Annotated in this window: 22 protein-coding genes and 1 pseudogene; 13 read left to right on the forward strand and 10 right to left on the reverse strand. The window is 43.5% G+C overall.

Annotated elements, in window-relative coordinates:
* Positions 1–15: 15 nt before the first annotated feature.
* Complete coding sequence (gene ettA / locus ACLD71_RS21355) at positions 16–1,680, forward strand: energy-dependent translational throttle protein EttA (protein WP_303510892.1); 1,665 nt, start codon at positions 16–18, stop codon at positions 1,678–1,680.
* Between the two features lie 54 nt (positions 1,681–1,734).
* On the opposite strand, the gene ACLD71_RS21360 is transcribed toward ettA, so the two are convergent.
* The 5 genes from ACLD71_RS21360 to ACLD71_RS21380 all read right to left on the reverse strand — a co-directional run bounded on the left by ACLD71_RS21360 (position 1,735) and on the right by ACLD71_RS21380 (position 7,740).
* Positions 1,735–4,527, reverse strand: a complete 2,793-nt coding sequence (locus ACLD71_RS21360; protein WP_411992007.1) for a tetratricopeptide repeat protein — start codon at positions 4,525–4,527, stop codon at positions 1,735–1,737.
* Between the two features lie 145 nt (positions 4,528–4,672).
* Positions 4,673–5,416 carry an exosortase-dependent surface protein XDP1 gene (xdp1, locus tag ACLD71_RS21365; protein WP_411992009.1) on the reverse strand — a complete coding sequence of 248 codons (744 nt, stop codon included), beginning with the start codon at positions 5,414–5,416 and terminating at the stop codon, positions 4,673–4,675.
* A gap of 245 nt (positions 5,417–5,661) precedes the next feature.
* The gene (locus ACLD71_RS21370; RefSeq protein ID WP_411992011.1) at positions 5,662–6,399 is read right to left on the reverse strand and encodes a ferredoxin--NADP reductase; all 738 of its coding nucleotides are present in this window, start codon (positions 6,397–6,399) and stop codon (positions 5,662–5,664) included.
* A gap of 26 nt (positions 6,400–6,425) precedes the next feature.
* Positions 6,426–6,965, reverse strand: coding sequence for a lipocalin family protein (locus ACLD71_RS21375; protein ID WP_411992013.1), 540 nt, complete (start codon positions 6,963–6,965; stop codon positions 6,426–6,428).
* Between the two features lie 16 nt (positions 6,966–6,981).
* Entirely contained in the window at positions 6,982–7,740 is a 759-nt protein-coding gene (locus ACLD71_RS21380) for a sulfite exporter TauE/SafE family protein (RefSeq protein ID WP_303550018.1), read from the reverse strand.
* Positions 7,741–7,893: 153 nt separating this feature from the next.
* Here ACLD71_RS21380 and lhgO point away from each other — a divergent pair, with 153 nt between their 5' ends.
* The 7 genes from lhgO to ACLD71_RS21415 all read left to right on the forward strand — a co-directional run bounded on the left by lhgO (position 7,894) and on the right by ACLD71_RS21415 (position 14,236).
* Positions 7,894–9,111: an L-2-hydroxyglutarate oxidase gene (lhgO, locus tag ACLD71_RS21385; RefSeq protein ID WP_411992015.1), complete on the forward strand. Its 1,218-nt coding sequence runs from the start codon at positions 7,894–7,896 to the stop codon at positions 9,109–9,111.
* A 187-nt stretch (positions 9,112–9,298) separates the two neighbouring features.
* Positions 9,299–9,451: a hypothetical protein gene (locus ACLD71_RS21390; protein ID WP_411992017.1), complete on the forward strand. Its 153-nt coding sequence runs from the start codon at positions 9,299–9,301 to the stop codon at positions 9,449–9,451.
* A gap of 170 nt (positions 9,452–9,621) precedes the next feature.
* Positions 9,622–10,638, forward strand: a complete 1,017-nt coding sequence (locus tag ACLD71_RS21395; protein ID WP_411992019.1) for a CobW family GTP-binding protein — start codon at positions 9,622–9,624, stop codon at positions 10,636–10,638.
* Positions 10,639–10,736: 98 nt separating this feature from the next.
* Positions 10,737–11,210, forward strand: a complete 474-nt coding sequence (locus ACLD71_RS21400) for a peroxiredoxin (RefSeq protein WP_411992021.1) — start codon at positions 10,737–10,739, stop codon at positions 11,208–11,210.
* Positions 11,211–11,258: 48 nt separating this feature from the next.
* Positions 11,259–12,020: a S1/P1 nuclease gene (locus tag ACLD71_RS21405; protein WP_411992022.1), complete on the forward strand. Its 762-nt coding sequence runs from the start codon at positions 11,259–11,261 to the stop codon at positions 12,018–12,020.
* Between the two features lie 75 nt (positions 12,021–12,095).
* Positions 12,096–13,052 (forward strand): YbgA family protein, encoded by a 957-nt coding sequence (locus ACLD71_RS21410; RefSeq protein ID WP_137671744.1) that lies wholly within the window; start codon positions 12,096–12,098, stop codon positions 13,050–13,052.
* Between the two features lie 203 nt (positions 13,053–13,255).
* Positions 13,256–14,236 carry a DUF4382 domain-containing protein gene (locus tag ACLD71_RS21415; protein WP_411992024.1) on the forward strand — a complete coding sequence of 327 codons (981 nt, stop codon included), beginning with the start codon at positions 13,256–13,258 and terminating at the stop codon, positions 14,234–14,236.
* 59 nt (positions 14,237–14,295) lie between these two features.
* Here ACLD71_RS21415 and ACLD71_RS21420 read toward each other — a convergent pair whose 3' ends face one another.
* The 3 genes from ACLD71_RS21420 to ACLD71_RS21430 all read right to left on the reverse strand — a co-directional run bounded on the left by ACLD71_RS21420 (position 14,296) and on the right by ACLD71_RS21430 (position 18,214).
* Positions 14,296–15,132 carry a S1 RNA-binding domain-containing protein gene (locus ACLD71_RS21420; RefSeq protein WP_411992026.1) on the reverse strand — a complete coding sequence of 279 codons (837 nt, stop codon included), beginning with the start codon at positions 15,130–15,132 and terminating at the stop codon, positions 14,296–14,298.
* 89 nt (positions 15,133–15,221) lie between these two features.
* Positions 15,222–17,138: a methyl-accepting chemotaxis protein gene (locus ACLD71_RS21425; RefSeq protein WP_411992028.1), complete on the reverse strand. Its 1,917-nt coding sequence runs from the start codon at positions 17,136–17,138 to the stop codon at positions 15,222–15,224.
* A gap of 182 nt (positions 17,139–17,320) precedes the next feature.
* The gene (locus ACLD71_RS21430; protein ID WP_411992030.1) at positions 17,321–18,214 is read right to left on the reverse strand and encodes an AraC family transcriptional regulator; all 894 of its coding nucleotides are present in this window, start codon (positions 18,212–18,214) and stop codon (positions 17,321–17,323) included.
* A gap of 148 nt (positions 18,215–18,362) precedes the next feature.
* On the opposite strand from ACLD71_RS21430, the gene ACLD71_RS21435 reads away from it, so the two are divergent.
* Together ACLD71_RS21435 and ACLD71_RS21440 are read left to right on the forward strand one after the other, a co-directional pair.
* Positions 18,363–19,523, forward strand: coding sequence for a PLP-dependent aminotransferase family protein (locus ACLD71_RS21435; RefSeq protein ID WP_411992032.1), 1,161 nt, complete (start codon positions 18,363–18,365; stop codon positions 19,521–19,523).
* A gap of 117 nt (positions 19,524–19,640) precedes the next feature.
* Positions 19,641–20,972: pseudogene (locus tag ACLD71_RS21440) on the forward strand (Na+/H+ antiporter NhaC family protein).
* A gap of 47 nt (positions 20,973–21,019) precedes the next feature.
* On the opposite strand, the gene ACLD71_RS21445 reads toward ACLD71_RS21440, so the two are convergent.
* Positions 21,020–22,744: a lysophospholipid acyltransferase family protein gene (locus ACLD71_RS21445; RefSeq protein WP_411992034.1), complete on the reverse strand. Its 1,725-nt coding sequence runs from the start codon at positions 22,742–22,744 to the stop codon at positions 21,020–21,022.
* Between the two features lie 143 nt (positions 22,745–22,887).
* Between ACLD71_RS21445 and ACLD71_RS21450 the strand changes: the two genes are divergently transcribed.
* The gene (locus ACLD71_RS21450; protein WP_411994895.1) at positions 22,888–23,346 is read left to right on the forward strand and encodes a DUF6942 family protein; all 459 of its coding nucleotides are present in this window, start codon (positions 22,888–22,890) and stop codon (positions 23,344–23,346) included.
* Positions 23,347–23,537: 191 nt separating this feature from the next.
* Positions 23,538–24,089, forward strand: a complete 552-nt coding sequence (locus ACLD71_RS21455; RefSeq protein ID WP_411992035.1) for an acyl-homoserine-lactone synthase — start codon at positions 23,538–23,540, stop codon at positions 24,087–24,089.
* Here the strand turns inward: ACLD71_RS21455 and ACLD71_RS21460 are convergent.
* On the reverse strand, positions 24,086–24,532 hold the full coding sequence (locus tag ACLD71_RS21460; RefSeq protein WP_411992037.1) for a DUF4902 domain-containing protein: 447 nt from the start codon (positions 24,530–24,532) through the stop codon (positions 24,086–24,088). The two genes, ACLD71_RS21455 and ACLD71_RS21460, sit on opposite strands and share 4 nt — an antisense overlap.
* Positions 24,533–24,686: 154 nt before the next feature.
* On the opposite strand from ACLD71_RS21460, the gene ACLD71_RS21465 reads away from it, so the two are divergent.
* Positions 24,687–25,391 carry an autoinducer binding domain-containing protein gene (locus ACLD71_RS21465; protein WP_411992039.1) on the forward strand — a complete coding sequence of 235 codons (705 nt, stop codon included), beginning with the start codon at positions 24,687–24,689 and terminating at the stop codon, positions 25,389–25,391.
* Positions 25,392–25,412: the final 21 nt, after the last annotated feature.

Raw genomic sequence — 25,412 nt, forward strand, 5'->3', positions numbered from 1 at the left:
CTATAGGAACGGCAAATGGCCCAATTTATTTATACGATGAACCGCGTCGGTAAAATCGTCCCCCCTAAAAAGCACATTCTAAAGAACATCTCTTTAAGCTTTTTCCCTGGCGCCAAAATTGGTGTGTTAGGTCTTAACGGCTCAGGTAAGTCTACGTTATTACGTATTATGGCTGGCATCGATACCGAAATTGAAGGGGAAGCACGCGCCAACCCTGGCACCAAAATCGGTTACTTAGCGCAAGAACCACAAATGGACTTAGACAAGACCGTTCGTGAAGTGGTAGAAGAAGCGGTAGCGGTGGTTAAAAATGCCCAAACTCGCTTAGATCAAGTTTATGCAGAATATGCTGAACCAGACGCTGATTTTGATGCACTTGCTAAAGAACAAGGCGAATTGGAAGCTATTTTAGCCACTCACGATTCTCACAGTTTAGAGAACCAGTTAGAGCGAGCAGCCGATGCCTTGCGCCTACCGGAGTGGGATCAAAAAATTGAGAAACTGTCAGGTGGTGAACGCCGTCGCGTAGCGCTATGTCGTTTATTGCTTGAAAAGCCAGACATGTTGTTACTAGACGAACCTACCAACCACTTAGATGCTGAATCTGTTGCTTGGTTAGAACGTTTCCTACATGACTATGAAGGCACCGTTGTAGCAGTAACTCACGATCGCTATTTCTTAGATAACGTAGCAGGTTGGATTTTAGAGCTAGACCGCGGCGAAGGCATCCCATGGGAAGGTAACTACTCATCTTGGTTAGAACAAAAAGAAGATCGTTTAAGCCAAGAAGCGTCCCAAGAGAAAGCCCGCATGAAATCCATTCAAAAAGAATTGGAATGGGTTCGCTCTAACGCGAAGGGTCGTCAAAGCAAAAGTAAATCACGTATGGCACGCTTTGAAGAGCTTAATACTCAAAGCTTCCAAAGCCGTAATGAAACTAACGAACTGTTCATTCCAGCCGCTCAGCGTTTAGGTGACAAGGTGATTGATGTCACTAAGCTAAGCAAATCTTACGACGGCCGAGTTCTTATTAATGACCTATCATTCAGCATCCCTAAGGGCGCGATAGTAGGCATTATTGGGCCTAACGGCGCCGGTAAATCAACCTTATTTAAGATGATAACCGGCGCTGAGCAAGCAGACTCAGGTACTGTAGAAGTGGGTGACTCGGTTCAGATCGCCAGTGTAGACCAATTCCGTGATGCAATGGATGACAAAGCCACAGTCTGGCAAGAAGTGTCTGGTGGCTCTGACATTCTAAAAATTGGTAACGTTGAAGTACCAAGTCGTGCATATGTGGGTCGCTTTAACTTTAGAGGTGGCGATCAACAAAAACGTGTGGGTGAGTTATCTGGAGGTGAGCGTGGTCGTTTGCACCTCGCTAAGCTGCTTCAAACCGGTGGCAATGTATTACTCCTAGATGAACCAACCAATGATCTAGACGTAGAAACACTACGTGCACTTGAAAACGCCTTATTAGAGTTTGCTGGTTGTGCCATGGTTATTTCGCATGACCGCTGGTTCTTAGACCGCATCGCAACTCATATTCTTGATTACCGCGATGAAGGCCAAGTGAACTTCCACGCGGGTAACTTTACTGAGTATGAAGCTTGGCTTAAAGAAACCATTGGCGAAGAAGCAGCACAGCCTCACCGTATTAAATACAAACGAATAAGCTAGTTTGTGAAACTAAAAAGCCACCTACAGGTGGCTTTTTTATTGGAAGCGGAACCTTTAACTTAAGCTGTCTAATAAGGCCTTAGCGTCTTCGTACTCAGAAAACTGTTGATCTAATTCTAAGGCTTCTTGTACTTCTCGCCTAGCCTCCGCTTTTCGCCCTAACTTATCCAACGCAAAAGCAAGATGGTAACGAATCGCAGCATCCGAAGAATTCATTGTGTAGGCTTCGCGCAAAAACACTAAACCTTGGTCAAACTTTCCTCGCTGTATTTCAATCCACCCAATGGTGTCCAAAATTGCCGCATTCTTAGAGCCCTGCTCTACCGCAATAGCAATAGTACTGTAAGCCTTGTCTAAATCAGTTTTGGAGTAGATATAAGCCAAATTATTTAAGATGCCCGGCTCGTTTTCTAATTCGGGAATAGTTCGTAAGGCTTCATAGTGTGTCTGCGCCTGACTCAATTGCTTGTCTTGCAAATAGCTGTCTGCCAATAAACGGCGATGCCAAGCTGTTTTGGTGCTATCTTCCAACAAGGCTTCTAGTTGCTGATGAAATGCCTTCACTGCTACGCCTTGCTTAGACAGTTGATACAAACGCACCACTGCTTCGCGATTGAAATGGTTTAAGGCCACCGCTTGGCTATATTGTTTTTGAGCGTCAAGCGGTAGACTTTTACGCAGCAAGATATCGCCCTTTAGTGCATATAACTCACTGCTATCACCAAACAACTGCTGTAATTTAACGACCGTTTTCTCGGCGTCTTCAATCTGTTGCTGCGCTAATTCTACTTTGGCTAACAAGACTAACGTTGTCATTGTATTAGGGTCAAGTTCGTGAGATTTAAACAAGCTCGCTTTTGCAGCAGACAGTTGCTTTGCTTGAATCTGCATTTGAGCCAAAGTAATTAAGTTTTCCGGTTGCTCTTTCCAAATACTGTCCAGTAATCCAATAGGATAAGCGGCATCGTCATAACGCTCTAAACGAATTAATACTTCAGCATAAGAGCTTAAATATTGCTCATTTAAAATGTATTCACGATTTAATTTTTCAACCTCGACTAATGCCAAAGACCACTGTTGAGTTTGCATATATGTATCTAGCTTCAACTCCCTAGCCACTCTATTGTCTTGCTGATAAAGCAGTACTTTATCCAATTGCTCAATAGCTTGTGGGTAGTCTTGCTGCTGCAAGTAAATACGAGCGGCCAGCAAATAGCTCGCCACATGGTCATTTTGCGTTGTAAGAATTTGCTTGAGCAATACTAAAGCCTGTTCGGGCTTACCTTGGCTTTTTAGCACCACTGCTTTATTAAAACGTGCACCCAAATTACTTGAGCTGCTGGCTAAAACGTCATCAAGATAACGCAGAGCCAGATCAAACTGCTGAGTTTTAATGTAGTAAGCAGCGATTAAATTTTGCGTAGGGCTGGTTTTAATATTTCGGCCAATCAGCTCTTCTACTGCTAGTTTAGCCTGGGCATAATTATTAACTTGCAGAGCCAACTCACCTTTCAACTGCAGCCACTTTATCGGGGCGTCTGCTTCGCTATAAGGTAAAGTTTGCAACAAACTTAAAGCTCGCTCTGCTTCACCACTCGCTCGTGCTAGCTCAGCTTCTAATATAACCACATAATTTGAATCACTATGATAAGCGCGAATTTGCTCAAAAGCCTGTTGCGCGGCACGTAATCGCCCTGCGTCTATATAGAGATATACCAACTGTACCGACAATCCGAGGTCGCGAATAATATAATCAAAGTTTTCTTGAAGGAGTAGCTGCAGTTTATAAGGCTCGCCCGAACGCAAATACACCTTAGCAAGCATTCTTGTTGCGCCTAAATCACTGGGTTTCTGCCGTAAATACTGGCTCAGGTACTGCTGGGCTTTTTCATCATTTTTTAAAATAAATTCTGAGGCACCTTGAATAAACAACAGCGTATTTGCATCAGTCAGTTCTTCGCCTTCTGCAGCAGATACCTTTTGAGATAATTCAGTAAGCGCTTGCTCAGCCAACTCGGCATTATCTTCATCACTTAACAAGGTAGCACTTATTAAAATAGCGGTAGGATCGTTAGGAGTCTGTTCTTGGACTTTCTTTAAGTAGCGCTTAGCCTCTTCTAGCTGATTGGCTTTAAGGTGGGTCATCACCAAACTACGTAAAACTTTAGGGTCTTCAGGATCTAAACTATAGGCTTTCTGATAACTTTCTAGCGCGGCGCTCATCTGGCCTTGGTTCGCTTCTAAGTTTCCCTTTAATAGCCACGTTCGCTCATTGTTTTCAGCAATACTTAAAGAACGTTTAACCCACTGCTCAGCTAGAACATACTCTTTCTGCTGCAGATATAAAGTAGCCAAGGTATTCATTGCACTAGGTTTATTAGGGATTAACTTCGTCGCTTGCTCAAACTCCTTACGCGCTAAATCAGCTTGGGAGTTTAATAAGTAGATCCGTCCACGCAACAGCTTCCACTCAAACTGAGTTTGTCGCGAAAACTCGCTCGCTCGTTCTTCAAAAGCCAATACTTCGGAGGTCTTTCCTTGCAGCAATAGAACATTACCAAGCATTGGCAATACTAAATTAATATCAGCACCAAGGTTGAGTGCTTCCTCCAGTTGTTTTTCAGCTGAACCTAAATTATTAGCGTTGAAATACACCTTTGCGAGTAACAGCTTTGAAGAAAGATGTTCAGGGTTAGCCGTTAAGGCATTTTTTAAATGAATAAAAGCTTCGTTTTCTTCCCCACTATGAAAGGCTTTAACGGCCAACTCGTATTCATTTGCTTGCTCATTAGCAGAGCTAAAGCCGGCAACACACAAAAGTAAGAAAGAGAGAAAAGACTTTTTCATTTGCAAATAGGTTCCTTGTTACTGCGAGGGTCAATCAATTAACCGACAAACAGTATCTAATGAACCAGAGGCAAAAAAAAGACAAAAAAATACGAAATACAGAGTATTTCGTATTTTTCGTTAAACAGGAAAAGGAATTTTATATTTAAGCTTGGCGCTTTCTGGTACGTAGTGCAATACCAAATAGGCCCGCTGCAAATAACAGTACTGTACCTGGTTCTGGAACAGTAGCAGCAAACTGAGGTGTTTCGGTATTTACACCAGCAAGCTTGAATCCATCATTGTTAGCAGACCAGTTCAAGTTACCGAATATAGGGTTGTATGCACCAATCAACCAATATTTAGACACAGCATCTGAATCAATAGCTTGATAAGCGTAATCGTCGGCATTACTTACTTCGGCTTCAGTTGTCCAACCTAAACCAGCTAAATCAGCCCATCTTTGATTATTCACAGTAGCAACATCACTGCCCGAATAAGCCAATACTGAAACATCTGCGTGACTAGCTTGCCTATTAGTTCCGTGATCTTCACTCGCCCAACCTAAAGTGAAGCCCGCTAGATTTACCGCTTCATCAAAGGTTAACAAGACCATATCAAAATCGTCGCCGTAGCTGTCGATAGAATGTTGCGGAGTATTGTTCGGCTCATCTCTGTTATCAGACATCAAGCCATATGAGTTCGAATATCTAAGTTTGGTATTTTTAATACGTCCGTCATTAGGGTTGGCGGTATCCGACCAACCAGTAACACTTAATCCAGACATATCCAGAGAGTTACCGTTTCCAGTGCCGGATAGTGAACCATCATCAAAATCCCAAACTTGCTCCGCAGAGAAAGCTGACATAGACACAGCACACGTTGCTACTAATAAAATTTGTTTAAACACAGCGCCCCCAAAATAGCATTCTGTATATTATTTAAAAACCGTCCTAACCAATACAAAGCAATAAACAAGCCAATAAAATTAAGTCTTTATTTCCAATACTTTACAGTTCAAAAATTCAGTAAAACTGTAACATTGTAAAGAAAACCGACAACAAGCGTTGCTTTTGTAACCACTAAAAACTAAGTTGATGTTCAGGAGCTAAAAATTTGATGCGAGCAGATTAACATCAATGCTCATAAAACGCACTACCAGTAACGCTCCACCGTTACTTGCCCAGGTTTACGTCGTAAATTTTTCTTCAAACCTTTATGCTCTAAGATCACTTGCGCATCGGTGATCATTTCGGGGTTACCACACATGATCACTTGGGAATGCTCGGCGCTTAATGTAAGGCCAAGCCCTTGTTCCAACGACCCATTAGCTAGGGCTTCAGGGATTCTGCTTTTAAGCGCACCTTCGCAGTCTTCACGAGTAACCATGGCTTGAAACTGGAACTGTGTGGGATGTTCTGCTTGGTATTTATCAATAAGCTCTTTATAAGCGATATCTTTGATTTTTCTCACGCCGTAGACCAACGCAATTTTCTCAAAACGTTGCCAAGCTTGCGCCGTTTCTAACATTGAGAAATACGGTCCTATTCCTGTTCCGGTGCCAATTAACCACAAGTGCTTCCCCTCGGGCACTTCATCCAACACCATAAACCCTGCGGCACTGCTTGAGACATCGATGGCATCACCAACACTCAATTGATGAAGGTTAGGTGACAGCAAGCCTTGTGCTACCTTAATCGCAAGCACTTCTAGGTAATCGGTATCAGGAGGATTAACTAATGAATAGGCACGAGCTACGCGCTTGCCCTCTCTTAACTCTGATAACTTAATGAATTGCCCAGCGACAAATGGCGTAATATCGGCCTTAATTCGTAAACTGAATAGCTCATCATTCCAATCAATACGTTCAATTACTTTACCCTCAGTCCACATACTTGTTCCTTTACTAAGACAAATTCTTATTCTTGAGAAGTAATCACTTCAGAGTGATGATCGACATAAATCAACGCATCTACATCGTAGCCTAAGTCTTTAGCCTCGTGAACCAAGTCGCTTTTCACTTGGTGAGCTAAGTCAGGCGTTCGAGCAAGCAACCATAAATATTTTCGGTTAGGGCCAGCAACCAACGCGTATTGGTAGTCTTGCTCATCCAAGGCAAACACGACATAAGCACCATAAAATGGTCTAAAAAAGGATACTTTGAGATGCCCAATGTCTGGTGAGTCAACAAACTGAGCAATGCCTTCGGCTTCAAACCACTGTTGTTCCTGCTCAGAAAAGCCTTTATTTAGTACCGTTACTTTGCCGTCATCACGTAAGCTATAAGTTGCGGTCACATGGCTCATGCCACGCTCGAATGAGTGGTCTAAACGAGCAACTTCATACCAAGTTCCCAAGTATTTTTGTAGCTGAAAATTACTCACCGGCTCAATGCCTTCTGGTTTGCCGCTACATGCACTTATCAACAATACCGTAATAAATATAACTGTCTTTTTCATCAGTACGTCCTTTCAACTAAAACCATAAGGCGGCAATACAGCCAATCAAAGTCATAACAAACAAAAACCATTTAAGCGTATTAGTCGCCGCTTTTATAGCAAACTTCACAGCATAATGGGCACCAATAATGTAACCCACCGCTAACACTAAACCCGGCAACCACAACACTTGCCCTCTGGCAATAAACACCACCAGAGCAATACTGGTAAAAGATAAGGTACACACTAATTTAAGCGCATTCGCTCTTACTAAATCGTAGCGCAAACTGCCGGCCAATGCTGCGATCAAAATAAACCCTACGCCGGCCTGAACAAAGCCGCCATAAAACCCTGCTAAACCCAAGCTCCACTTGGCTGAAGGCGTATCGTCCATTTTGCGAGCAAGGGTGCCCGGTTCTGGCGCAACGGCACTGGGTTTAAACAGCATTAATGCCGCCATTGCCAACATTGCCCCCAGTAACAGGTATTTGATAATCCAAGCTGGTGAATAGGAAGCAGCAACCGCTCCCACTAGTCCTCCCACTAAGGTGGGCCACAAAATGGGAACGACATCTTCAGTATCAAGCTTGTCGTGCTTCTTGAAACCCAAAACACCGGTTAAACATTGTAAAAAAATGCCCACTCTATTAGTGGCATTAGCCACTTCTGCTGGCATCCCCATTACCATTAATGCTGGCAAGGTTAAATTGGAGCCGCCGCCTGCTAAGGTGTTAATCACACCAGCGATCAGCCCTACCACCAGCAGTAACACACCATGATAAATAGTAAAGTCCATTTACAGTTCTCTATAGGGCATTGATAAGTTTGACCTTATCATTGCATTAACTGGAATTCAGCAGCTGATTGATATCTTTAGTCTAAGCTTCGGATTTTTGTGCCAAAATAACTAGGCCTAACACCTTGAGTAATGAGTCAAAAGGATTATCCATTGAGTTACGACTACATCGTAATTGGCGGCGGAATTGTGGGTTTAGCCACAGCTTGGCAGCTAAAGCAAAATCACCCCGAAGCCAAAATAGTGGTTCTAGAAAAAGAGCCTTCGCTAGCTTTTCATCAAACCGGGCATAATAGCGGCGTCATTCACGCCGGGGTTTACTACCCGCCGGGCAGTTTAAAAGCGCAATTTTGTAAACAAGGTTTGAAGCAAACCATCGCGTTTTGCCAACAACACGACATTCCTTACCTTCAGTGCGGGAAATTACTGGTTGCGACTACCCCTCTCGAATTAAGCCGTATGCACGATTTAGCGGCTCGTTGCTTAGACAACGAAATAGCAATAAGCCAGTTATCAGCCCAGCAACTAACTGAGCTGGAACCAAATATTTCAGGCTTAGGTGCGCTTAAGGTTAACGATACTGGTATTGTGAGTTACCCGCAGATTTGCCAAAAAATAGCCGAATTGTTTACTCAGCAAGGTGGTGAAATTAAACTTTCACATCAGGTGAACGGGCTAACAGAGAGTGGCTCTCAAATAACTGTGAATACACAACATGGCCAGTTTAGCGGTAAGTATCTCGTTAGCTGCGGTGGCCTTATGGCAGACCGTTTATGTAAAATGCTAAACATTGATATCAACTTCCAAATCATTCCCTACCGAGGCGAGTACTATCAACTGCAGCCCCGCCATAATCAGTTAATTAAACACCTCATTTACCCCATTCCTGATCCCGAATTGCCATTTTTGGGGGTGCACCTGACTAAAATGATTGATGGAACGGTAACGGTTGGGCCAAACGCAGTGCAAGGCTGGTCACGAGAGGGTTATAACAAAGCCTCTTTTAACTTAGCAGATACTAAACAAATGCTGAGCTTCCCCGGTTTTTGGAAAGTGGCTAAACAGCATTTAGGCAGTGGCTTTAAGGAAACAAAGGACTCTTTGTTTAAATCAGGCTATTTACAACGAGTAAGGAAGTACTGTCCTAGTTTAAACATTCATGATTTACGCCCCTACCCAGCAGGCATTAGGGCACAAGCGGTGCTAAAAGATGGCAGTTTAGTGCATGACTTTTTATTTGCTAATAGCCCACGCAGCCTTCATGTTTGCAACGCGCCTTCACCAGCGGCTACTTCAGCATTTCCAATTGCTCAGTATATATGTGAAAAAGTACAACAAGCTGAAGAGGCTAGCAGGTGGCGCAGAAGGTGAAGTATTTTATGAATAGTAGCGAAGCTTGATACAGTTTTGGCAATATGACCTACTGGCGAAAACTGACAAGTAGGTCACGTAATTATTGTCAGTTCCGAACTAATAAAGATGAGCTTATTCGTTTTTATTACCGCATCATGAAATGGACTCAGTTTACTTTGCCCACGCCCACTTAAAGGCAACAGCCATGAGCTACCGCATCCACGTAGAAAATAACAAGCTAATCGTCATCATTACGCGCCCAGGTAAAGCTGATTTATACCAAGAAGTCGACATGTCAGGCAGTGGCGACGACGAAGGTGGCCAGTACATGTATTTCAAATCGGGTGTGTATGCTTAGAAAAAACCCGACCAGACAGAAGACTTTGTTCAATCTACATATTACCAAATTAACGGGACTCACTAAGCCCTAACAAATCATTACCCTTACTCCAGCCAAGGCTAATCTTCGCATTAACTGTGTTACTGTAAATTAACAAATATTTAGATACTTAATGTAGGTAAACTGGCGTGAAAATTATTGCTGATGCCGTTCCTTGCCATTTAGTCAGTGGCTTCTTGGGCTCAGGAAAAACCACCTTAATTCAGCACTTATTGGCGAACAAACCCAAGCATGAACGCTGGGCAGTGCTGAGCAATGAGTTTGGCGAAATAGGCTTAGATGCAGCCTTACTAGAAGCCCAGCAACCACAACAAGATGTGTTTATAAAAGAAGTTCCCGGAGGGTGTTTATGCTGCGCTGCCGGTGTACCTTTTGTAGTCGCCTTAAACCAACTACTCAAACTGGCTAAGCCGCAACGCTTAATCATAGAGCCCACCGGTTTAGGGCACCCGATCAATATTAAGCAACGTTTAGAACAGCTGGCTAAACAAGGTACCATTCAATTGGGGACAAGCTTAGCCTTAGTTGATGCGCGCGTATTAGCCGACAAACGTTACACTGAACACGAGAATTTTCTGGCGCAGTTAAGCATTGCCGACGCTATTGTGGCAAGTAAAAACGACTTGTATCAAGCGCAAGACAAGCTTGCCTTAACCAATTACCTACGCCACCAAGGCCTGCAAGATAAACCCCTTGTATATAGCCAACACGGCCAATTAGAATTGAGCGTGCTATTGAGTCCAGTAACTAAGCTACTCCCGCAGTTAAAGCCTTGGTCGCTCACTGCAAACTCAATCGCCACACCAAGGGTTGAAGATAACCCAGAAGTTGCTGGAGAACCGCTGCCCTTTATCGTTAAGCAGCATCATCAAGATGGTGTTTATTCGCTGGGTTGGCAGTTTCCTGCTAACACTCGTTTTAAGCAAACTGCACTGCTCACTTGGCTCGAATCTTTAGATTTACTACGCTGTAAAGCAGTGTTACAAACCCCACAAGCCACATTACTAATTAATCAAGTTAACGGCCAAGGTAAGTTACAAACCTTATCGCCCAGTGAAAAAAATCGCATCGAGCTGATTGCCTCGCAAGCCCTTGATCAAACGCACCTTAGCGAGCAGTTGTTAGCCTGCTGCGAACCACAATAGGCAGTAACTTGCGAGTAGCGCTTATTCGCTCTAGGCTAAACCGCGCTTAAAAGTTATTACGAATAATACGATGTATCCAACAACACATGGAGAGCAACATGATTGAAGTAGGTCAAACCATTCCAGAAGCACATCTTGCCGAGCTAAACCAAGAAGGTATGCAAAACCATTCAACTCACCAGCTATTCGCAGGAAAAAAAGTGGTGTTATTTGCGGTGCCCGGTGCTTTTACCCCCACTTGTTCAGAGTCTCACCTACCTGGCTTTGTAGTGTTAGCCGACAACATTAAAGCCAAGGGCGTAGATATTATTGCCTGCGTATCGGTAAACGATGCCTTTGTGATGAATGCTTGGGGCGAAGCCCAAAATGCAGAGCAAATAATGATGCTGGGTGATGGCGACGCCAGCTTCACTAAAGCCCTTGGCTTGGAAATGGATACAGCGGGATTTGGTGGCGTTCGTTCACAGCGTTACGCCATCATCATCGATGATTTAACAGTAAGCACGGTTAATGTTGAACAGGCTAAGAGTTTTGAAGTAAGCAGTGCCGAGACTATTCTAAACTTATTATAAACTTGTTGAGAAGGCGCCCTAGCGCCTTCTTATTTTCAAGGATGTTATGTGAACCGCTTAACCTTGCTCTTCATTGTTACCCTCATTAGCTTACCTAGCCATGCCTTTGGAGTGCTTGGACATCAGCTCATTGCCTATATCGCTCAGCAACAACTAACCCCCCACGCAAACCATCAGATTGAGCAGTTACTTAATGGGCAGTCATTGGTTAACGCTTCAACCTGGGCAGACCAAGCACGCAGAACCGCTTTATGGAAGCATACTGGACCTTGGCATTACATAAACATTCCAGAAGGACAAAACTTACAGCAAGCTAAACGTAGCAAAAAGGGCGATGTATTAAGTCAACTTAAGTACTTTGAAAGCACTTTGCTAGATCAAACTTTAAACAATGAAGATCGCCAACAAGCCTTAAAGTTTTACATTCACTTTGTTGGCGATTTACACCAGCCCTTGCATGTGGCCTACGCCAAAGATCGTGGTGGGAACAATACAAGAGTAAAATGGTACGGGAAAACCTCTAATTTGCACCGAGTATGGGATACCCAATTGCTTGATACCAAACACGGTTCAGTAGAGCAATATGCGCAATATTTGGCGCAAAATTATCCGCTAACAAACACTCAAGGTAGTTATGAAGACTGGCTACAAGAAACTCGTGCCTTAGTGCCTGCAGCTTACCAGTTCTCCAGCATCAAGCTGGCTGATGAATATGCCGAGCAACACCGCTCAAGCCTCGAGAGACAACTAGTGCGCGCCGGAACTAGACTCGCCAGCAAGCTTAACCAGCTGCTTGCTACAACAAACTAAAAAATAATTTCACTCATTGTGATCGCAAAACACTGAGCCACGTAATACTTAGTAATACTCTCAGGGGATGCCATTATGAACCGATTCTCAAGCGACAAAATTTCAGTAGGAATTAGCAGCTGCTTACTTGGCCAAGAAGTGCGTTACGACGGCGGCCACAAACAATCTCGCTTTTGCAGAACCGAGTTAGCCAACTACTTTGATTTTGAACCTACCTGTCCAGAAATGGCCATTGGTATGGGCACTCCTCGTAAAACTATTCGCTTAGTTCAACATGAAGACGTGATTAGCCTTCAAGCTAGCGATGGCAGCTTTGACGTTAGCGAAAAGATGAACAACTACGCCGACCGCCGCCTACCTCAGCTTGGTCATTTAAGTGGTTATGTAGTGGCCGCTAAGTCACCTAGCTGCGGCATGGAGCGGGTAAGTGTATATTCTCCTGCAAAAAACAACGCCAGCAAAGAAGGCGTAGGTTTGTTCACAGCCAAACTAATGGAGGCTTATCCACTGCTTCCAATAGAAGAAGATGGCCGCTTAAACGACCCAGTGCTACGCGAAAACTTCGTAAACCGAGTATTTGCCTTCCATGAGTGGAAAACCATGGAGCATGAGGGTTTAACGGTCGCTAAAGTACAAGCCTTTCACGCTAAGTTTAAGTACTTGTTAATGGCGCATCACCCTGCCAAATACCGTGAATTAGGCCCCTTGGTGGCCAGTTTAAGCAATAAGAACCAGCATGGTTTTGCTGCGTACATTGAAGGCTTTATGGGCATACTCAAACATAACTGCAGCCGCAAAAATCACTGTAATGTATTGCAACATTTGCAAGGTTACTTTAAGCGCGACCTAAGTTCACAACAGCGTGAAGAACTGTCTGAGCGGATTCATCAATATCGTGAAGGTTTAATGCCACTGCTGGTGCCAATTAGCCTTATTCAACACTATTTGCGTGAGCACCCAAAACACTATGTGGCAAAACAAGCCTATTTGGCCCCTCACCCTAGCGAGTTAAAGCTTCGTTATAGTCTGTAATTCTTAACTGCAATTGTTCGCCCAAACTACATGGTTTGGGCTTTTTTTTATCTGCTATAGCTGCTCCTCCCTACACAAGATTATTTAGTTATTACTGTGTTAAAATGGCGAGAGTCGCCAACAAAACTATACTTACAGGCGAGATAACAAAAACTAACTAGACCACGCATATTCGGGTATAAACGCTAAATAGAGAATATCCAATGAATAATATTTATAACGTATCTCTTATTGCGTCGTTAACACTTAGTTTAATTGCCTGTGGAGGCGATGGTGGTTCAGATATTACTCCACCAAGCACTGCAAAGGTGTCGTTTTCAATAGCAGATGCACCTGTGGATAGCGCTGCAGAAGTAAATGTGAGTTATACATCAATCACCCTACAGCGCACAGGGGAAGATGATATAGAACTGCCAATCGTTGATGACAATGGCGACCCCATCACGATTAATTTGCTGGACTACCAAAACGGGGAAAGCCTGCTTGTACTTAGTGATACAGAACTGCCAGTGGGTGATTATAGAGAATTAATCATCAATACTTTTGAATGTCCTCAAAATCAAAATGGGAGCACTGAGTTTTGTAACGTAGTGGAAGACTCCAACGCTACTTTGCCACTTAAGACACCTAGCAACAAACTGCGTCTTGGTGGTTTTAGAGTGACTACCGAAGGCACTCAAGCCTATACCATCGACTTCAACTTACGAAAATCTTTAGTCAGCACCGCCAATGGACAAAGCTATAATCTCAAACCACATGGTGTCACTATTGTTGACAATACCACTGTCGGCGAGATTTCTGGCAGCATTGACCCAAACCTGCTTTCAGCGGGAGATTGCCAAGCCGATACCGGCAACGTTGTTTACTTATATAATCAACCGATTGATGGGTTTTCTGTGCTGGGTGATGAGTTTGACCCTGAAATTGATACCGAAGTACCCACTGACATTGTTGCGCCATATTCATCAAAAATGGTGCAACAAGACAGTGAAACCAACTTATATAGCTATAGTTTTGCTCACCTTCCCGCTGGGGACTATACGCTGGCCTTTAGTTGTAGCGCAGTAGATGATGACCCAGAACTTTATGATGCTATTGTTATTGCAAACCCACAAGACCAAGACGTTGAACTAACGGTTATTACTGGTGAAGTGACTGAACATAACTTAGAAGAAGCTATTTAGGGTTTAGCCTTACAAAAAAGCCCGCATAAGCGGGCTATTAAACTCAATATCTGCCGAAATTAGTCTTTCTCGTTAAGCACAATACCGGTTTTACTAATGGTAATTAAGCCGTCTTTATATAACTTGCCAATAGCCTTTTTAAAGGTGCCTTTACTCACGCCAAAAATCGCAGAGATTGCTTGAGGCGAGCTTTTATCGCTAAGCGCTAAATAGCCCTGCTCTTCATGTAATTTGGCAATAATGCTATCGCCAATATCAATCGCCTTTTGAATACCAATCGGCTCTAAACTGAGATCAAGCTTTTGGTCTTCACGTACTTTTTGAATATAACCGGTACACGCGTAACCAGCTCGAATACGTTTAAAGACTTGGTCGTAATACAACACGCCCCAATGCAGATTGTTCACTACCACTTTGTAACCTAGCTCGGTACGCCCAGCGACTAATAAGTTAACTTTTTCGCCGCGCGTATATTTGTGGTCAGATTTATCAATGAAGCGATCCAACTTATTACTGGCAGCGATGCGTTGTTCATTGTCTAAATAAACGTATACAACATAATGGCGATCCACCTCCATTGGCTGCTGTTGTTCGCTAAATGGCAGGAACAAATCTTTATCTAAGCCCCAATCAAGGAAAATACCTACATCGTTAATTTCTTTAACTTGTAGGTTGGCGCACTCACCCACCTGAACCAGTGGCTTTTTCAAGGTGGCTAATAAATTTCGTTCACCATCTCGATAAACAAAAACGTCTAGCTCATCACCTATACCCAGCTCAGGACTAAGCTCTCTAGTGGGCAACAGTATGTCACCAAATTCGCCACCGTCTAGGTAGGCACCTAAGTCAGCCATTTCAATCACGGCTAATTGATTAAGGCGTCCAATTTCTAGCATTTTCACTCTCTTTTCGCATGCAATAGGCCCCAACTGAGCCAATGTTGCAGTATAACATGCCAAGGGCAATAAGCCCTTAGCTTTATTGTTTACGCGGGTTTAAGGGTGTTCACAATGGTAGTGACTTGCAGGCTTACATCTGACTCAATTTTAGTGGCGAGCTTGTAGGCCGATTCTACCTGCGTTTTTACGGTATTCATCTTCGAGGTAAAACTGCCGACATGCTCACTTTGCTCTCGAATGTATTCGCTGGCTTGGTGAGCAACATTGGCTGAAGTTTGGGCCTGTTCACGTACTTGATGCGTGGTTTCCATCAGCTTGGATGAAATCAACTGCTGATGCTCGCTGGCTTCCTCTATGCCACCAATATTGTTTTCTAAGCTATTAGATGACTGTTTAAGTTGATTTAAGATACCGGTAATTTCTTCTAAAGAGCTTTGAGTACGCATCGATAAGGTACGTACTTCATCGGCGACTACCGCAAAGCCGCGGCCATGCTCGCCCGCTCGCGCCGATTCAATGGCAGCATTCAGTGCCAACAAATTGGTTTGCTCGGCAATGCCGCGAATCACATCTAAAATGGCACTTACGTCGGTAACGGCGGTAACCAAAGTAGCCAGTGATTCACGCCCTTCTACCACCGAGGCCGTTGTACGTTTACTGGCGCTAATAACTTGTTCAACGTCTTGCTGCGATTCGTTCATGGCATTTTTGGTAGCGTTGGCGTTGTCTTCAACATCACTTGATACTTGATTTAACTGCTCTGTTAGCGCGCGTAACTGTTCCATCAATTGTTGTGATTCAGCCACCTGCAGATCCGTTTGCTCTGAGGTTAAATAAACTTGGCGAACTTGTTCTGAAACTGAATCTAAGGAGCTAGAAACAACCGACAATTGTTGATTTTTAAGCTCTTCAAGATCGCCTTGTTTAGCTAAAAGTTGATTGAAAAAAGTGGCAATTTCGCCGATTTCGGTATTCTTTCGGCGTACTTGTAAGCGTTGAATACTACCGTTTTCAACCAACAAGGCAAAACCATTGCGCAGCTCGCGAAGTGGTTTAAGCACCGCTGTTTGCATGACTAGCTGCATAACAAAGGCCAGTAATACAATGAGTCCAGCCACGCTATACAGGGTTATCTCTACGCTTGCCATCACCATGTTTCTTTGTTCAATAACGCCTTGTTCGGCCTGAGAAATTTGCTGCGTTAATTGTTCTATGTCGGCACTTAAGGCGCTGCGTAAAACCAGCCGTTGCTCAATCAGCGCGTTGGTTGATTGCAACTCTCTTGGATAACGCTGGCTCAAACTCAGTAGTTCGCCTCTTAACTCTTCAGCTAAATCACTGGCCTCTTCAGGGTCACCTAAAGCAAATTCATCCACTTCAACTTCGCTCATCACACCCAGCAAAGGTAGGCGGCTAATAGACCTTGCATACTCACTCACTTGAGTAAGCGCATCATCGTAAGCCAATTTGCTCTCATCGCTAGGATGAGAGAAATAGCGATTACGCTGCATGGCTAGACTCACTAAGGCATTCATTAATTCACTGCCATTCTGAATATAAGCGGTAGCGTCGCTTCCCGTCGCTTTTAAGCCGTAATCCACAGTGCTATCGGCCCAGCCCAACATTTCTCGCTCGGCATTAATTAATAAACCTTGTTCGTTGCCGCTAAGTTTTCCTAGGGCCAGGTAGCGCTCTTGAAGAGCGGTGAGTAACTCTTCAAGCATTACCGATAAACCACTAAGTTGCTGCTGTTTTGACCTCTCAACTAGAGCCTCGAGTAAGCTTTCAGCTTCGCTTAGTTGTAAGGCATTCCCGGTGTTGAGGTAATTATTTACCTTAGCCACTAGCTGGCTGTTAAACTGAGACTTAAGAGATTGATAGTTATGTAATTGCTGATTTGAGACAGACAATTCAACTAATGAAAAGTACAACGCAACAATGAGCACTGCACTAACAGCCAATAACGCAAAGGCCGACAACCGAGAGAATCGAGATACGCGCATAAAAACTCCAATAGCAGATCATTAAATGAAATCTGCATTCTTCCCTGAGAGGAGCCTTATTAGGCTCCAAATTGGGCGAAGATTTTATGACCGTGATGTGACATAAATATGACAATAACAATTATATTAAAAAAGAGTGGTAAACAACAAAAACAATAACAACAAATAGTAAAATCTTTTAACTACAAAGAGATAGGAACACAAAGTTGTAAATCAAATAATTCATCCTTATCAATAAATTGACAACGTTGGTAGCGCACAAACGCCGGAATATCACCTAATCGATAACCACTATCAGGCAGCCACTCAACATAAAACTTATGCAACATCGGTAGCAGTTCACCGTATTGCCCAGACACATTTAAAGTGGCATGCATTCCACCTGGAATGGTTAAACAACTCACAGGACCTCTTCGCAAAATTGGCGCGTCTACCGCTAAACACGCAACATAATGACACAATGGGGCAGGTACAATATCAGGATTAGAATGGTACAAACCTAAGAGTCTATTCTGGTCCCATTCAAGGCCTTGGTTATCAGCCCACATTTGCAGTTTTTCATAGGCTTGGCGAATACTGCGGCCGTAACCTTGATGCCTAACATAAGCCACAATTTGTGGTGCTAAGCGCTGAATAGTGACCGTAGGCAATGATAGGTGCTTGGCATGTTGCATTCGCAGTTGTAACTCTTCGCTCCAGCTTTGCTGGTAATTATTACGACTGTAATCGTCATAACCACCATCTCGCCATTGCTTAGGCGAACGACCAAAGTGCTTTTTAAATGCTTGAGAAAAAGAGGCCGGAGATTGGAAGCCACATTGAAGTGCCGCATCCTGCACAGTAAGCCCAGGAGAAAAAATCAATAAATTAGCGCAACGCTCTAAGCGAGTACGGCGAATATAGTCGTTAACATTTTCGCCTGTGAGTTGCTTAAAACAACGGTGAAAATGGAACCTTGAATAAGCAGCAATTTTCGCCAGTTCAGTCGCACTTTGCGGCTCAGAAATAGTTTGATGGATGTGATACAGCACATCATTTATTCGACTTTGTCTATTTAGCTCTGTATTCAGCAACACCGTTCTTCCTGGCACTTGTGTATCTTGCAACTCTCAAAAATTAGCACAAATGGACAAGTATTTGCACATAAATACTAAGACCTGCATTTTGCAAACTCGCTATTGTGTCAACTCAAATACACAGCATGCCTAATGCAACTGAGCACACATGATAGAGCTAAGTAATCGAGTAAAACAAACAAAAGAGTCTTACATTCGCAATATATTAAAAGTCTTCCAACAACCCGGTATGTTGTCGTTGGCAGGTGGCCTACCCGATACTCATCGATTTCCACAATCTATTCTGGCTTACGCTGCGGCGGAATTAGCCGACCAGCCAAGCATTTACCAATATGGCGCTACCGAAGGATTAACAGAATTGCGTGAGTTTATTCTCGCCAGTAAACCCTTCGCCGAAGAGGTCATTATTACCAGCGGTTCTCAACAAGCCTTAGATTTAATTGCTCGCTGTTATCTAAACCCCGGCGACCAAGTATTGTGTGAAACGCCAAGCTATTTGGGAGCGCTACAGATTTTTGACTTAGCGGAAGCAGAAACCTTAAGTGTTGATAGCGAACAAGATGGGCCGAATTTAGCCCACCTCGAACAAGTACTTGCAGCCAACAACGTTAAATTCTTTTACGCAGTGCCTGATTTTCAAAATCCCAGCAGCCGCTGTTGGAGTCAGGCTAAACGACAAGCAGTGGCGGATTTACTGGCAAAATACAAGGTCGCGTTTGTGGAAGACGCGCCCTATCGTGAACTGCGTTACGAAGGAGAACCCTTAACTACAGTGACCGAATTGTGTAAAGGCGATGCTTTTTACTTAGGCTCATTTTCAAAAATAGCGACCCCGGGTATGCGTGTTGGTTACGCTATGGCATCTAAACCTCTGCTGGCTCCACTCATAAAAGTAAAACAGGCCAGTGACCTTCACTCGGCACTACCCATGCAAAAAATGTTGCTATCAACCATTACTCACCCAGACTTTGGCCTGCACCTTGAACAACTTAAATCCCATTACTGCAGCCGCCGCGATGCGCTAGTAAGCGCCTTACAAAAACACTTAAGCGACTATGTAGATTTTGCAGTACCACAAGGAGGCATGTTTGTTTGGTGTCGTTTAAAGCAACACCAAGCCCAACACATTGCAGCGGCGGCTCTAAAAGCTAAGGTGGCTATAGTTCCTGGTGATGAGTTTTGGCCTGCTCGTTCAACAGTAAACGACCAAGCCATTCGTTTGAACTTTACTGCTTTAGACAGTAAGGGCTTAGAACAAGCGGTCATTCGTTTAGCCACGGTAATGCAACAAAGCCAAGCTAGCGGCTAAACAAACTAAACGTCTTTTGTTCTTTCAAAAAGAAGTAAAGACGCTTATCCCTCTAGATTTATAGAGATCTACAATTAATTACACTAAAGGCTCTTACTATTTCAGAGCGTTACTCTAATGTTACCTTCAAATTCTCAAGAAGCCCCTACTTCAGCGCGCGCCTTACTGCCAATTATGTTGTTCTTATGCCTATTTATTGGTGTAGGCAGCTATTTACATTGGCTGGGGGTTGAGTTTGCTTTTTATCAACTGCCCGCGCCTATTGCGATTATTCCAGCCATTGTATTGGCGATAATACTTAGCAAACACAATATCAACCAAGCCATAGAACAGTTTGTGGGGGGCATGTCTAACCACAATATCATCACCATGTGTTTGATTTACTTATTAGCGGGCGCATTCAGTACGGTAGCAAAAGCCAGTGGTGGCGCAGAAGCAGTGGTAAACCTTGCTTAAAATGGCGTACCTAGTTGGTTTTTACTACCAGGTATATTCGTTGTAGCTGGGCTTATTGCCACCTCTATGGGCACCTCTATGGGCACCTCTATGGGCACCTCTATGGGCACCATAGCAGCAGTTGCACCTATTGCCTTAGGCATTGCCCAAACCGCTGGAATTGATCCAGTTTACATGGCCGGTGCCGTATTAGGTGGCGCTATGTTTGGTGATAATTTATCGATTGTCTCTGACACCACTATTGCCGCCACTCGCACCCAAGGTTGTGCGATGAAGGATAAATTTAGGCAAAACCTAGGGATAGCTTTACCTGCAGCCTTGCTCACCATCGTTCTATTGTTTGTGTTAAATGACAGTGCAAAATTAGAAAGCCTGCCAATAAATAACCCTTTAAGTGCTTTGCCTTATCTCGTGATCTTGCTAATGGCTGTTTTTGGGGTGAACGTATTTGTGGTCTTGTTCAGTGGTATTGTGCTGGCTGGCGGTACTGCCATTCTGTCGGGTGATTACCCACTATTAACCTTTGGTAAAGACATTTATGCGGGCTTTAGTGGCATGCAGGAAATCTTTTTACTGTCATTGTTCATTGGCGGTTTAAGTGCGCTAATGCGCGAACAGGGCGGCTTACGATTCATTCAACAATGGGTAGGGAAACGAGTAAACAAAGCCAAGTCACGCTCTTTTGCCGCACAAAACGGCATTGCTTTAATTACTGCGCTCACCAACTTAGTTGTAGCTAACAACACCGTAGCCATTTTAGTGGCCGGCGATCTGACTAAACAACTAGCCAAAGAAAACCAGATTGAAGCGGCTCGTAGCGCCAGCCTAATGGATATTTTTGCTTGTGTCATTCAAGGCTTAATTCCCTATGGCGCGCAAGCACTGTTAATAGGTTCATTATTCTCGTTAAGCCCAATAGTAGTGGTAAGTGCGGCTTGGTACCCAATGATCTTAGCCGCGGTAGCAATTGTGGTGATGCTTCGCCGTAAATAACGCTCACTATGGTTGATTCTAAAAGGCGGCTTAATGCCGCCTTTGTTCTACGCGTCTTCTAAGTGGGCATCAATGTAACGGGCTTTTTTCTTTTCTTTAAGTTGGTGTAAATCCACCAATACCAAGCCATCAATACACTGATTGAAATCGGGATCTACGTTAAAATCAATAAACTGAACACCACCACGTTGGCATAGTTCAGTATATTGTTTATACAAGGTAGGCACGGCTGTGCCCATGCTAGCTAACGCGCTTTTAAGCTGGGCAAAATCTGCTTTGTAGTCGTCACCACTAAACGACATATTGATGCTTTTTTTGATTTGTTTAGCCAATTGGTAAGGCTGGCGAGACCGTGCGTAATTGTTAGTTGCGGGGAAGTAGGTCTGATAAAAATGAATCAGTAAATCTCGTCCTGCTTCTGGCATTGCCGCGCTAATACTCACCGGGCCAAATAGATAACGGTACTGCGGATTCCGTGCTAGAAACGCACCAATACCTAGCCACAAATAGTCTAAACTGCGCTTCCCCCAATACTTAGGTTGAACGAAGCTGCGGCCTAGTTCTATTCCTAATTCAAGAAAGTGACTAGTTTCTACATCATATTCAAACAAGGAATGGCTATACAGTGCATTAATGCCTTGTTCTTCAATTAAACGCTTGGTATCTGCAAAGCGATAAGCACCAGCTATCTCGAGTTGTTCAGCATCCCACAATATGAGATGCAGATAATTAGCATCATATTTGTCGGTGTCGGTTCGTCGCCCAGTTCCTTCGCCAACCGCTCTAAAAGCTAATTCACGCAAGCGCCCTAGTTCTGACAAAATCAACGGTTGGGAATTGCCATAACAAATACAAATTTGTTTCCCGTCCGGCGTTTCGCCTATCTTCTCTAGCTGCTTTATGGCTTTTTTTAGCGCTAAGCGTTGCTCAGGATGAGCAATAGCGGCTTCAGTATGAAACAGGCCTTTTTTATTATTACCAATGCGATACAGGTGCTTTTTGATTAACTGCGCCTGAGTAGAACGATCGAGACCACTTAAGCCAAAGCTTTTAACCGGTATTTGCTCGCCAACCACCATTGAGAACACTTTGTTGCGGTGAAAAAATAGTTCTTTCACCAACAACAGAGTCGACAAAGGACGATAGATAAAAGAACTTAAATAAAACAGGTGACTGTTCTTAGCCTTTACACAAATGGGCAGTAAAGGCGTATTGGTTTTTTTAGCGATGCTGACAAAACCTTTGGTCCATTTGCCGTCTTGAACCTTAACCCCCTTTAAACGAGACACTTCACCAGCCGGGAAAATAATTACCGCGCCTTCTTCATCTAATAAGTCTTTAATCGCATTAAGCTGCTTACGTTGGCTATTGCGACGCATATTATCTACTGGCAGTAATAAGTCATCTAAGGGTTTAATTGCGGAAAGGATTTCATTAGCAACAATTTTTACATCTTTACGCACTTGGCTAACTAGATGCAGCAATGCAAGGCCATCAATGGAACCAATCGGGTGATTAGCCACTATCACTACGCGCCCTTCACTTGGGATCCGCTCACGCTCATTTTGGCTTACTCGATAGCTTATATTGAGCTCGGTAAACACCTGGTCGATAAAAGCAACCCCTTTGAGGTGTGGATGTTTTTCCCCAAATGATTGAAACTCATCTTCAAATAACACTTTTGAAAAAAACCACTTGGCAAGTGAATAACGTCGCGGATGCTGTGACAAACTGGGGTAATGTTGATTAAGTACCTGCTGCGCTGAAATCATTGCTCTCTCCCTCTATTCGCCGTTAGGCTAGAAGTAGAACGTGACAAAGAAGCAACAGTTTTATGGCAGTTGTATGACAGGGAATCAGCGTAAAGCTAGAGACAAATATGCTGAAAACTAAACACTAAAAAGGAATTAACGTGATGATAGGCAGTGAACGCCCCAAGGCCGTTTTATACTTGAATTGTCAGCCCCCTCAGTTGCCGCTTAACTATCAACAATTAGCGCCAGCTCAACTAAGCCAAGAGATTTTGCAAAACAATAATAATAATTGGCGAAAAATACTCACCATTTACGCAAAATTAACTGCGCCAAATGAAGATTGGCGAAACCATTTATACACTAAGTTATTGAGCGAAAACCAGATTCACTTTGATGCTAATTTGGTTAAAGATGCATCAACACACATCATTGCAGGTAAAAATAACTGGTGTCGGTTTGATCATTTGAACGCTAACAAAGGTGAATCAAGTCAAAAAAAATGGCTTTTTTTACCGCCCAATATTTATCTCACTCCCTACCCTGATTACCGTCAATTCCCTAATATTTTAATCGAAGAATGTAGAACTGCACTTCACCAAAATGGTGAGGTGCTACGCTAGCTAATTGAATTCCAATAAGTTTAATTTTTTAACGGAATGAGAAATAAAACGAGGTCGCTTCAATTGATAAATTCAACAAAAACAAAGCCATAGCTGAATTTAAAGCGCTTAGCTAGCTGTTAGGTTTGACAGTTTAAAATGTGAGCAAGCTGGATTGTACTCATAGCATCATCACCAAGGGAGAGATGCTAATGGACTTTGTTAACGGCGTTGCAGAACAACTTACACCCTCAACATTCCAACACCTAAATCACTACCGTCATCAAGTATTTGTAGAAATGCTCGGTTGGGAACTTGATACCCCAGAAGGCATAGAACAAGATCAATTTGACCGTGAAGACACTGTATATGTCATCGCTCAAAACGACCAACAGCATATTAGTGGCTGTGCAAGGCTATTACCCACCACTCAACCTTACTTGCTTGAGGAAGTGTTTCCTGAATTGCTTAATGGCCTTGCCTGCCCCAAAGAAAATGACACTTGGGAGCTGTCTCGCTTTGCGGCTGTCGATTTTGACAATCACAGCCAAGCCCCCACTCAACTCATGTCGAGCGAAGCTTTAGCGTTACTCACCGCATCGATTGAATGCGCTAAGAAACACGGTGCAAAACGCTTAATTTCGGTTTCGCCTTTAGGTATTGAGCGAATGCTGCGCAATGCAGGATTTCGCTATCACCGAGCAGGACCACCAAAAATAATAAACGGTTACGCGCTATTTGCCTGCTACATCGATATCACTTAATAGTTGTTCATAGGTGACTCGCGGTAGCGATTTCTGATCGCTGCTGCAGTTGTTGCCTGCCATGAAAACTGTTCAATCGCCTGCTTTAATAATTGATCATTACGCCTTGGGCTAACGTCAAAGCCGCTTTCTTGAAGCTGCAAATTACTGCGCGGAAGATCTTTTAAGCAGCATTTCATTGCGCCATTCTTCCACACCCAATGCCAGTCCCAACCTATGGTAATAGCGCTAACGCTTTCGAATAACCATTCGGTATAGCCGGTAAATTTTGCATGTTCACTATTAAAATCATCAGCGCTAATGTTATCTAAGCCAGAGATGATATGGCTAAAATTTAGTACGCTGAGTTGTTCAATCGTAATTCTGACTAATCCATCGTCAGAAGGAACTACCTGATAGCTCTCAGAATCGATTACATTCTGTACACTTGCCTGTGTTTTCATAATATTTTTTGTTTATTTGTTTGAACTCTCCCTCATCAAAGCATTCTGACGGCAAGGCTTCAATTGTCAACATTAACAGTTGCGCTATACTGGTTACTCTACAACAAAATGATTATGCTCAATATATGCATAACTAGGAGATGATAGCCCGCTCATGGAAGCTTGGTTAGAAGAACAATTCTGCTTGTTAGAGACTCAAGGTTCTAGCGATGCCTTTTTTAAAGAGTTATCAAAAATTACCAATGCTTTAGGTTTTGATTTTTGTGCGTATGGCTTGCGAGTTCCTTACCCCCTATCTGCCCCTCGTACAGAAATGCTCAATAACTACCCCACCATCTGGCAGCAGACCTACCAGGCCAAAAATTATTTAACGGTAGATCCTACGGTTCATCATGGAATGAGCTCACAGTTACCGATTGTATGGAGCGACCAAGTTTTTGCCCAAGCGCCTGAATTAATGGAAGATGCTCGCGCTTTTGGATTGGAGTATGGTTGGGCTCAGTCCTCTCGCCAAGCCAACGGCACCGTTGGAATGCTCACATTAGCTCGCTCCGCAGACATGCTTACCCCCGCAGAACTAGAACGTTACCGCTATCAGTTATTATGGTTAACTCAGGTTGCCCACCATGGCCTTTCTTCACGAATTACCACTGAGAAAATAGACATGCCTGATTTAAGCATGCGCGAGTTGGAAATGCTGAAATGGACTGCCGATGGTAAAACCGCCGAAGAAATTGCCACCATTCTTAATATCACGGCTCGCACTGTTAATTTTCATATTAGTCAGGCTATGCGAAAGCTCGATGTAGTAAATAAAACTGCTGCAACAGTAAAAGCCGCCTTAATGGGCATGATTTAAGAGAATGGCTAAACCTAGAGA

The organism is Agarivorans sp. DSG3-1 (assembly GCF_046774965.1).
Taxonomy (GTDB): Bacteria; Pseudomonadota; Gammaproteobacteria; order Enterobacterales; family Celerinatantimonadaceae; genus Agarivorans.